The organism is Natronomonas sp. (assembly GCF_046710025.1).
Classification (GTDB): domain Archaea; phylum Halobacteriota; class Halobacteria; order Halobacteriales; family Haloarculaceae; genus Natronomonas.
Map to the genome: position 1 here is coordinate 1 of NZ_JBKEGK010000092.1, position 9,334 is coordinate 9,334.

Annotated in this window: 9 protein-coding genes and 1 pseudogene; 8 read left to right on the top strand and 2 right to left on the bottom strand. The window is 66.4% G+C overall.

Annotation, left to right across the window (positions count from 1 at the left end; all coding sequences use genetic code 11):
• Both ACI944_RS07835 and serB read right to left on the bottom strand, forming a co-directional pair.
• On the bottom strand, window positions 1-428 hold a 428-nt coding region (locus ACI944_RS07835), incomplete at its 3' end, for a universal stress protein (protein WP_411718497.1).
• Between the two features lie 112 nt (window positions 429-540).
• Window positions 541-1,173 carry a phosphoserine phosphatase SerB gene (serB, locus tag ACI944_RS07840; RefSeq protein WP_411718498.1) on the bottom strand — a complete coding sequence of 211 codons (633 nt, stop codon included), beginning with the start codon at window positions 1,171-1,173 and terminating at the stop codon, window positions 541-543.
• A gap of 323 nt (window positions 1,174-1,496) precedes the next feature.
• Between serB and serA the strand changes: the two genes are divergently transcribed.
• The 8 genes and pseudogenes from serA to ACI944_RS07880 all read left to right on the top strand — a co-directional run.
• Window positions 1,497-3,077, top strand: a complete 1,581-nt coding sequence (gene serA, locus ACI944_RS07845) for a phosphoglycerate dehydrogenase (protein ID WP_411718499.1) — start codon at window positions 1,497-1,499, stop codon at window positions 3,075-3,077.
• Between the two features lie 66 nt (window positions 3,078-3,143).
• Entirely contained in the window at window positions 3,144-4,382 is a 1,239-nt protein-coding gene (gene prf1, locus ACI944_RS07850) for a peptide chain release factor aRF-1 (protein ID WP_411718500.1), read from the top strand.
• 50 nt (window positions 4,383-4,432) lie between these two features.
• Window positions 4,433-5,554: a DUF373 family protein gene (locus ACI944_RS07855; protein ID WP_411718501.1), complete on the top strand. Its 1,122-nt coding sequence runs from the start codon at window positions 4,433-4,435 to the stop codon at window positions 5,552-5,554.
• A gap of 63 nt (window positions 5,555-5,617) precedes the next feature.
• Window positions 5,618-6,343, top strand: a complete 726-nt coding sequence (locus tag ACI944_RS07860; protein ID WP_411718502.1) for a diphthine--ammonia ligase — start codon at window positions 5,618-5,620, stop codon at window positions 6,341-6,343.
• Between the two features lie 246 nt (window positions 6,344-6,589).
• A pseudogene (locus ACI944_RS07865) lies at window positions 6,590-6,736 on the top strand (sugar phosphate nucleotidyltransferase); the annotation flags it as partial.
• Window positions 6,737-6,952: 216 nt separating this feature from the next.
• The gene (locus tag ACI944_RS07870; RefSeq protein WP_411718503.1) at window positions 6,953-7,243 is read left to right on the top strand and encodes a transcriptional regulator; all 291 of its coding nucleotides are present in this window, start codon (window positions 6,953-6,955) and stop codon (window positions 7,241-7,243) included.
• A gap of 179 nt (window positions 7,244-7,422) precedes the next feature.
• A complete protein-coding gene (locus ACI944_RS07875) occupies window positions 7,423-8,394 on the top strand; it encodes an AAA family ATPase (protein WP_411718504.1) in 972 nt (323 codons plus the stop codon).
• Window positions 8,395-8,396: 2 nt separating this feature from the next.
• Window positions 8,397-9,334: DUF58 domain-containing protein (locus tag ACI944_RS07880; RefSeq protein ID WP_411718505.1), on the top strand; the 938-nt coding region annotated here is incomplete at its 3' end.

Consider the following 9,334-nt stretch of genomic DNA (forward strand, 5'->3'; position numbering starts at 1 on the left):
CGGACCACGGTAACGGTGATCGGGGCCTCGGCGACGACGGTCGTCGCAACAGTTCCCAACAGCCGTTCGACGAGGCCGGTCGGGTCGCCACCGTGACCGCCGATCACGATGTGATCGATGTCGTGGCGATCGACGTAGGAGAGGATCGTTTCGGCAGGATCGCCCGCCTCGACGGCGGTGTCGACATCCCGGTCCTCAGCCGTCGCTCGGGTCGTTGCCTGCTCGATCAGCCGATCGGTGCGCCGCCGTGCGGGCTCCAGCCGTTCGTCGCTCGGCTCCAACACGCCCCCCTCGCTCATGCCGGCGTCCAGCGGCGTGACGACGTTCAAGACGGTCACCGGGGACTCGAACACCGAGAGAGCGTACGCGAGCGCGTCCTCCGAGAGCGGCGACCCGTCCAACGGGACGAGGACGTGTCCGGGCTCCATACCGGGTGTTGATCGAGCAGAAATATAAATATCGGCCGGCATCGGTGACCGTCCCAATCATCCGGTGGGTGAACCTGTCGAACGGCCCTGTTGATCGATACTCTAGCGTCCCTCAGAGGACGCCCTCATCCTCGAACAGTTCGCGCAGTTTGACCATCGAGGAAACAACCACGTCGCAGTGGGGTTCGACGGCGGGTTTCGGTTCGTAACCGATCGCCAGCCCCGCGACCTCGAGCATCGGGAGGTCGTTCGCGCCGTCGCCGACCGCGACAGTGTCGGCCATGTCGACGCCGACGTCAGCGGCGAGGTCGGCGAGTGCGTCGTCCTTCGTACCCTCGATCAGCGGCCCCTCGGCCGCGCCTGTCAGTTTGCCGTTCCGGACCGGGAGCCGGTTGGCGACGATCGTGTCGACGGAGGTCCGCGTGGACTCAAGAGCCCGCTCCACGCCGGCCTCGAACCCGCCGGTCAGGATGGCGACGTGGTGACCAGCCGCCGACAGGGCGTCGAGAACATCGCCGGTTCCGGGGCGCAACGCGACGCGATCGAAGGCGGCCTCGACGCGTTCATCGTCGAGCCCGTCGAGCAGGTCCGCGCGGGCGTAGAGGCTCTCGGCGTAGGAGAGCTCGTCGTTCATCGCCCGCTCGGTGATCTCGCCGATCTCCTCGGCAACCCCGGCCTCCTCGCCGAGCAGTACCGTCATCTCCGAGTCAGAGAGCGTTCCGTCGAAGTCGAACGCGATGAGCATACACCCGCTGCGGGCCGGGGGATCACAAATCGTCCGGTTCGTCGGCCACACGCCCGGAGACGAGGCGCGAACTGTGATACGGTCGGCGCTCGTCCGTGCGGGGCCGGCGTCGAATGTGACGCGCCAGGCTCCAACAAATATGGTGGCGCGCCAGCGGCTGTGAGGCGGGGGATCGGCTGTTGGTTGAAAATCACGTATAACCGCCCGTACAGCGATCATATTTTAAAAACACATTCGGATATACCCGTATATTTCGCCGATCGTCCGCGCCCCGGTAGACCGATGAAGAAAGCGTTATCCCTCGCGCACGGGAGCATACGCGCATGAAGGTACTGGTCACGGACCCGATCTCGGATGCCGGGCTCGACGTCATCCGGAATACCGATCACGAGGTCGTCACGGCGTACGACGCCGAGGGCGAGGAACTGCTCGGCGCGGTCGCCGACGCGAACGCGCTCATCGTCCGCTCCGGGACGGAGGTAACGCGCGAACTCCTCGAGGCCGCGCCGGACCTCGTCATCGTTGGCCGCGCGGGCATCGGCGTGGACAACATCGACATCGACGCGGCGACGGATCACGGCGTCATCGTCGCCAACGCCCCCGAAGGGAACGTCCGGGCGGCCGCGGAACACACCGTTGCGATGGCCTTTGCCACCGCCCGGTCGGTGCCGCAGGCCCACGCCCGCCTCAAAAGCGGCGAGTGGGCGAAAGGGGAGTTCCTCGGGACCGAACTCAACGGCAAGACGCTTGGGGTCGTCGGCCTCGGTCGGGTCGGCCAAGAGGTCGCCAAGAAGTTCGACTCTGTCGGGATGGATCTGGTCGCCTACGATCCCTACATCTCCGAGGAGCGCGCCGACCAACTCGGCGCCGACCTCGCCGGCCTCGAGACGACGCTCGAACAGGCTGACGTGTTGACCATCCATACGCCCCTGACGCCGGAGACGGCGGAGATGATCGGGAGGGCCGAACTGGCCGAAATGGAGGGCGGCTACGTCGTCAACTGCGCCCGCGGTGGCATCGTCGACGAGGCCGCGCTCGCTGCCGCCGTCGACGACGGCGTCGTTGCCGGAGCCGCACTCGACGTCTTCGGCGAGGAACCGCTCCCGGCGGACAGCCCGCTACTCGACGTCGAAGACGTCATTGTCACGCCGCATCTGGGCGCGTCGACCGAAGCTGCCCAAGAAAACGTCGCCGTCTCGACGGCCGAGCAGGTGCTCGCCGCCTTCGAGAACGAGCCCGTTATGAACGCCCTGAACGCGCCGTCGATGGATAAGTCGGCGTTCCCCCGCGTCGAACCCTACATCGAACTCGCGGAGACCGCGGGCAAGATCGCGGTCCAACTCCTCGACAGCCGCGTCGAAACCGTCGAGATCAGCTACGAGGGCGACATCGCCGAGGAGGACATCGACATCGTCACCGCCTCCGCGCTCAAGGGCGTCTTCCAGCCGCTGGAGTGGCAGGTCAACGCGGTCAACGCCCCCCGGATCGCCGAGGAGCGCGGGATCGAGGTCTCGGAGACGAAGCGTCGTCAGGCCGAGGACTTCCAGTCGCTCGTCACCGTCACCGTCGGCGACGGCGAGCGCGAGATCGGTGTCTGCGGGACGCTGTTCGCCGACGACGATGCCCGTATCGTCCGGGTCGACGGCTACCGCGTCGACGCCATCCCGGGCGGGCAGATGATGGTGGCCAGAAACACCGACGAGCCGGGGGTGATCGGCCATATTGGGACCGTGATGGGCGAGTACGACGTGAATATCGCCGGCATGTTCAACGCCCGGGAGGTCCACGGCGGCGAGGCACTAACGGTGTACAACGTCGATCAAGAGGTGCCGGATTCGGCCCGCGAGGCGCTCGAATCCGACGAGCGGATCACGGAGACAAAGTACATCAGTTTGAACGGGTAGCCCGGCCGCAGTGGGGCCTCGGACACAAAGGACGGAGTTTTACCGCCCCGGAATCAACAGTAACTAATGAGCGAAGACGGCGAGCAGTCCGAGAAACAAAAATACGAGTTCCAGAAGGTGATCGAGGAGCTCGACGACTACTCGGGGTCGGGGACCCAACTCGTCTCGATCTATATCCCGGAGGATAGGCTGATAAGCGACGTCGTCGCCCACGTCACTCAAGAACACAGCGAAGCGTCGAACATCAAGTCGAAGCAGACCCGGACGGCGGTTCAGGACGCCCTCAAGAGCATCAAGGATCGCCTGAAATACTACGACGTTCGCCCCCCGGAGAACGGGATGGTGGTCTTCTCGGGCGCGGTTGACGCCGGCGGCGGCCAAACCGAGATGGTGACCGAGGTGCTCGAGTCCCCACCCGATCCGGTCGAGTCGTTCCGGTATCACTGCGATTCGCATTTTTTAACCGAGCCCCTCCAGGAGATGCTCGGCGACAAGGGCCTCTACGGGCTCATCGTCCTCGACCGCCGGGAGGCAAACGTCGGCTGGCTGAAAGGCAAACGCGTCGAGCCGGTCAAGTCTGCCTCCTCGCTCGTCCCCGGTAAACAGCGGAAGGGCGGCCAGTCTGCCCAGCGGTTCGCCCGGCTCCGCCTCGAGGCGATCGACAACTTCTATCAGGAGGTCGCAGGCATGGCCAACGACCTCTTCGTGCCCGATCGCCACGAAATGGACGGCGTCCTAGTCGGTGGCCCCTCCCCGACAAAGGACGAGTTCCTCGACGGCGACTACCTCCACCACGAACTCGGCGACATGGTGCTCGGGAAGTTCGACGTCTCCTACACCGACGAGTCCGGGCTCTACGACCTCGTCGACGCCGCCGAGGACGTCCTCGCAGAGACGGAGGTAATGAAGGACAAAGCCGAGATGGAGGAGTTCTTCGAGCAGCTCCACGACGGCGGGAAGGCGACCTACGGCTTCGATGCGACCCGGCAGAATCTCATGATGGGCTCAGTCGACCGGCTCTTGATAAGCGAGGACCTCCGAAAGGAGGTCGTCACCTACGACTGCGATACCCGCGAAGAGTTCGAACTCGTGGAGAGCCGCGCTGAGACGCCGACGCACACCTGCGAAAACGGCGGCGAGGGCGAGGCCGTTGAGCGCGAGGACGCCATCGATCACCTCATGGAACTGGCCGAACAGCGCGGGTCAGAGGTGAAGTTCATTTCGACGGACTTCGAGAAGGGCGAACAGTTGCTGACGGCGTTCGGCGGGATCGCCGGCATCCTCCGGTACTCGACCGGCGTATAAAGGCCCGTGGCGCCTGAATCTTTTTTAATACTGCCGCGAAAGGGCTCCGCGTGAGCACGCTCGTCGTCTACGTCGACCGCAACGGTGACGTTTGCCGCGACGGCTCGGTCGTCGGATGGGAGGCCGTCCAGGCGCTCGTAACCGATGTCGGCCTCGAGGACCCCGAGGATAGCCGGGTCAACTGCCTGCTCGAGGCACTCCACGTCGCCCGCGACCTCCGAGACGGGGGCGAGGAAGCGGTCGTAGCGGTCGTTCCTGGCAGCGGCGACGGAATCAACAGCCACCGCGCCGTCGCCCGTGGGATCGAGGAACTCCGATCAAAATACGACCTCGACGGGGCCATCGTCGTAACCGATTCAGCGGGCGACGAGCGGCTCGTACCGATCATCGAAAGTCGCGTCCGAGTCGATGCTGTCGATCGGGTTGTCGTTCGGCAGTCACACGATATCCAGTCGACGTACTACCTGCTGAAGCAGTTCCTCGGCGACGAGGAGTTGCGCGGGACGGTGCTCGTCCCCGTCGGCGCCGCGCTGTTGGCGTTCCCGCTGCTTTTGTTGTTCGCCGACCTCGCGGTGGCGGTGTCGGCCATCGCCGGCGTCATTGGCCTGTTCTTGTTGTACAAGGGCCTCGGTATTGACGCGTTCGTTTCGACGCTCCCGCTCCGGATCAAGGAGGGGCTCTATTCGGGGCAGGTGTCGCTCGTGACCTACGTTGTCGGCGCCGGATTGGCGCTTATCGGGGCCTTCGCCGGCGGAATCCGGGCGGCCGGCATGGACGGCGGCGGCGATCTGCTTGTCATCCTTCGGTTTCTCTTTGACAGCGTTCCGTGGGTCGCCGCGGCCGCGATGGCAGCAGCGACGGGCCAACTCGTCGACGGATTGCTCGGTGAGGACGGGGTCTCCAGTGCGCTGATGAACCTTCCGTTCGGCGTCGTCGCAGTCGGACTCGTGGTCCGCGGCTTCACCGGCTACTTCCTCGAGCGGTCGGGCGCCCTCGCTCCGGTCGTCGTCCCGGCCGTAGAGGCCGGCGTGGTCTCCGTCGATGGGTTCGTCGTCTCGATCTGGGGGCGACTCGCGCTCTACGTCGCAGCCGGCGTCCTCGTTAGCCTCCTCGGCGTCGTCTTCACCTCGCGGATGACCAACGGTCGGTCGCTTGAGGAACTCCCGGAGTGACTACCGCCAGACGCACCGCCAAGCGACCGACGACGGTTTAGCCGTCGCCTGGCTACGCCGAGTATGGACCCGTGGGTGAGCCTCTTTTCGGGCGGAAAGGACTCCGCATGGGCGCTGTATCGCGCGTTGGAGCGCGGAGCGCCTGTCGAGCGGTTGGTCACCGTCCACCCGAGCGGCGATTCGTACATGTATCACGTGCCGGCGACCGAACTCGCCGGACTCGCGGCGGAGAGCATCGGCCTCCCGCTTGTCAACGTCCGGCCGGCTGATTTCGACGCGACGGCCGACCCCGAGGAGGGATCCGGCGAGCGTGGCGACCGCGAACTCGAACCGCTTGAGGCCGCTCTTGAGGACCTCGCCGCGGAACTCGGTGGGATCGGTGGCATCACCGCCGGCGCAGTCGAGAGCAGCTATCAGACCGACCGGATCCGGGGGATGTGTGATCGACTCGGCGCGGAGCTATTCGCGCCGCTGTGGCAGGCGAAGCCGGAGACGCTGGCCGATTCGATGCTTGAGGCCGGCTTCGAAATCACTGTTGTCCGAGTCGCGGCAGCGGGGCTCGACGAGTCGTGGCTCGGCCGGCGGCTTGATGCCGACGCGTTCGCGGAGCTGGAGCGGCTCGGCGAGGAGTGCGGCGTCCACCTCCTCGGAGAGGGAGGGGAGTTCGAGACGCTCGTCACCGACGGCCCACACATGGACCGGCCCATCCGGCTCGAGTACGATACCGAGTTCGACGGAATGCGCGGGGCGGTGCGGATCACCGACGCGTGGCTCGGGGAGCGGAAGTAGCTCCGGGCCGGATCGGTCTGGGATGTCGGGCGGACTAGCGAACAGGCGGCACGGACGGCTCGACGACCCGTGTGCCGCGCTCTCGGGAGGGATCCCGGTTGCGTCGAGGGGTGCCCACGCCCCCGCAACCGCCTCGGCGGGCCGTCGTGTCGGTTAGACCACACCGTTGGTGGTCCCGTTCCGGTATATAACTATCCGGAATGGCGGATCAAAAACACTTGTACGCGACTTTATTCAGGGCGGATGATGAAGACTGTCGTCCTCGCCGGAGGGTACGCGACGCGTCTGTGGCCCGTCACCGGACACCGGCCGAAGATGCTGTTTCCGATCGGCAAGACGACGATGGTCGATCGGATCTTCGAGGGGTGTGAGCGTCACGACACGATCATCGACCGCGAGACCCGCATCGAGGACGACCTCGCTGGCGCGCTCATCGGCGCGCACACGCAGTTGCGGAACGGCGACGACGAAAACGAATAGCGCCTACTGCGATCCCGCGTGGGGAGTATGAATGGGGGCGATCCGATATGACGGCATCGATGGTACAATCGGTCGGTATCCGTGGGTGTCCGCCGGTACCGTTTTTTCATCCGCCGCCGAACCACGTGTATGGAGGGGACAGAGCGGACCACCCGACAGCGGATCACCGCGTTGCTCCGTGAGGAACCCGCCGAGGCCGGCCACATCGCGAACGAGTTCGGGATTACGGCGGCCGCGGCGCTGTCACACGTCGAACACATCTCGAAGTCGCTCGAGGACACCGACGAGGAACTGCTCGCGGCGCCCCCGGAGTGCCGGGAGTGCGGGTTCGCCGGCTTCAACGACCTGATCAACCGCCCGTCGAGGTGCCCCAAGTGCAAGGCCGAAAGCGTCGCCGAACCGGCGTTTACCGTCCGATGACGGACTAACCTCCGCTGTCGTTGCGGCCCGGTTCGGAGTTCGGGAGCGCGACCGCTTTAGCCGGGGGCAGAGTCTTCGCTGGCCCCGTAGTGCTTACATCGATGGGGCCCGTTCGAGCGATAATGACACGCACTGGCGCGTCGAGAGGCAAAGACTTGGACGGCGGCGGGTAGCCACTGATGAACGATGCGAGTGACGCGGCTGACAGAGGGGTAATCGAGGGGGCGATGGGCGCCGAGCGCGCCGGGGAAATCGCGGAGGCGGTCGTCGAGAACGTTCGTCGCGTCATCGTGGGGAACCGCGAGGCGATCGAACTGCTCGTCGCCGGCTTCCTCGGTGGCGGCCACGTGCTCGTTGAGGATGTCCCGGGAGTCGGAAAGACGATGCTCGCCCGCGCACTCGCGGCGTCGGTCGATTGCTCCTTCGAGCGCGTCCAGTTCACCCCCGATCTGCTCCCCGCCGATATCACCGGGACGAACATTTATAATCGAAAGGCCGAGGAGTTTGAGTTCCAGCCGGGACCAGTCTTCGCAAACGTCGTGTTGGCCGACGAGATCAACCGCGCCCCGCCGAAGACGCAGGCGGCGATGCTTGAGGCGATGGCCGAGACACAGGTGACCGTCGACGGCCGGACGCATCCGATGCCCGATCCTTTCGTCGTCGTCGCAACGCAAAATTCGATCGAACGCGATCGGACCTACGAACTCCCCGCCGCGGAGCTCGATCGGTTCATGTTGCGGTTGCGGTTGGGCTATCCGGACGCCGAGGGAGAGGCGACTGTCATTGATCGGGCGATCGGCGGCCACGCCATCGAGGCGGTCACGCCGGTCGCGTCGGCAGCCGAACTGCGCGCTGTCCAGGCGGCTACCGACAGCGTCGAGGTCCGCGAGCCGCTTCGAGCGTACGTCGCCCGGATTGCCCGCTACACCCGCGAACACGCCGAGTTGGGTGCGAGCCCTCGCGGATCGATCGCGCTGGTCCGGGCTGCGCAGGGGCGGGCGATCCTCAAATCACGTTCGTACGCCGTCCCCGATGACGTGCAGGCGATGGCGCCGCATGTCCTCCCGCATCGGCTCCGAGCCGAGGGCAGCGACACTGACGAGAAGGGAGTTGTCTCGGACGCCCTCGAGTCGGTGCCGGTCGAGGCGTAGCCATGACGACCGTTCGCCGGATACGGCCGACGCGCCGGGGGGGCGGAGTCGCCGCCGTCGTCGTCCTCGGAGGGGCCCTGGCCGCAGTGGGGGGGACTCGATCGCTCGATGCGGTCGCTGTCCCCGCCGCCGTTGCGCTCCTAGCGGGCGCGGTGCAACTGGTGCGTGCCGATCCGCCCCAGATCAGCCGCTCTAATCCCAAACCGGGCGTGCCCGGCGAGCAACGCAGGCTGACGGTTTCGGTCGACTCGGCGGTTCCCTGTACCGTTTTCGAGTCAGTCAGCGGGGGACTCACAGTCGTCGACGGCCCGGCCGGCGAGGGGGGAAGCTCGGATCGGTCGGCCGACGGAACGGAGGTGACCGGAGCAGTCGGCCACGGGGGAACCCTCGAGTACATCGTCGAACTCAGTTGCCGGGGGGCGCGTCGGCTCGGCCCGGCACGCTGTCGGCTCGTCGATTCGCTGGGGCTGTTCCGGGCCGCCGTCGAACCCGAAGACTGCGGCGCGACGGTGCTCGTTCACCCCGAGATCCGGGCGATCGACCCGGCGGCGCTGCCAACGATGGGGCGGGGGCCGTACGGTGACGACCGGTCGACGTTCGATCGGCTCCGGGAGTACACCCACGGGGACCCCGTCCGCGACATCCACTGGCGGGCGAGCGCGAAGCGGCCCGACGAGGAGTTCGTCGTCGCGGAGTACGGCGGTCGCTCCGGGGACGGGGAAATCACGGTCGTCGGCGAGTCCGGGCGGGGTGGGGCCGACGCGATGGCGTCAGCGGTCGCGAGCCTCACGGTCCACCTCGTCGCGACTGGAAAGACGGTCACCGTCGTCGTCCCCGACGGCGAGCGTTTCGCCCGTCCCGGCAGAACGGGTGCCGCGCTTCGGCTCCTCGCGCTGACCGAGGGCGGCGAGTGTACCGCCGGCGAGCGGGCCCGGGCGGA

Bases quoted from the DNA above. Each gene is read 5' to 3' on its own strand.
- ACI944_RS07875 (WP_411718504.1), top strand. From the start codon at position 7,423: ATGAACGATGCGAGTGACGCGGCTGACAGAGGGGTAATCGAGGGGGCG.
- serA (WP_411718499.1), top strand. From the start codon at position 1,497: ATGAAGGTACTGGTCACGGACCCGATCTCGGATGCCGGGCTCGACGTC.
- serB (WP_411718498.1), bottom strand. From the start codon at position 1,173: ATGCTCATCGCGTTCGACTTCGACGGAACGCTCTCTGACTCGGAGATG.
- prf1 (WP_411718500.1), top strand. From the start codon at position 3,144: ATGAGCGAAGACGGCGAGCAGTCCGAGAAACAAAAATACGAGTTCCAG.
- ACI944_RS07870 (WP_411718503.1), top strand. From the start codon at position 6,953: ATGGAGGGGACAGAGCGGACCACCCGACAGCGGATCACCGCGTTGCTC.
- ACI944_RS07860 (WP_411718502.1), top strand. From the start codon at position 5,618: ATGGACCCGTGGGTGAGCCTCTTTTCGGGCGGAAAGGACTCCGCATGG.